At 52.5% G+C, this 442-nt stretch carries 1 protein-coding gene; it reads left to right on the plus strand.

All coding sequences use genetic code 11. The annotated features are described in order from the left end of the window. A partial coding sequence (locus A3764_RS25555; RefSeq protein ID WP_443069410.1) for a hypothetical protein occupies nt 1–261 on the plus strand: 261 nt, incomplete at its 5' end. Nucleotides 262–442: the final 181 nt, after the last annotated feature.

Raw genomic sequence — 442 nt, forward strand, 5'->3', positions numbered from 1 at the left:
TCCGTCGGGCGGTTTGGCGTGGCCGTTGAAATGACAATCGAAGCCATCGGCGAATGTCTCGAAGATGACAATGATGAGATCGACATGTCATATTTTGCCGACGCTTATGCACTTCGCATGGGCTGCGACGAAGAGTTGAATCCCTTTGTTTCCGAGCACTGGAAACAGATTGACACGTTGGAAGCTTTGCAACGGTACGAAGACAAAAAACGCGAAGCAATGAAGGTATTGAACAAACGTCGCCGACCGTCTGCCAAATGAGCTGAAACCGCAAAACCTTCCAAAGAAGCGTAACCGCCCGATTGAAACCGCCTGCCTGACTGGGGCTCTCTGATCTAAGACACGTGCATAACTGCGTCGTTATCGACGTGTCTTATTTGGAGGGGCCATGCTGGGCGAAGTTCTGGGCGTTGAGCGGCGCCGTCGATGGAGCGATGACGAG

This window comes from Sulfitobacter sp. HI0129 (assembly GCF_001635395.1).
In the GTDB taxonomy this organism is placed as follows: domain Bacteria; phylum Pseudomonadota; class Alphaproteobacteria; order Rhodobacterales; family Rhodobacteraceae; genus Sulfitobacter.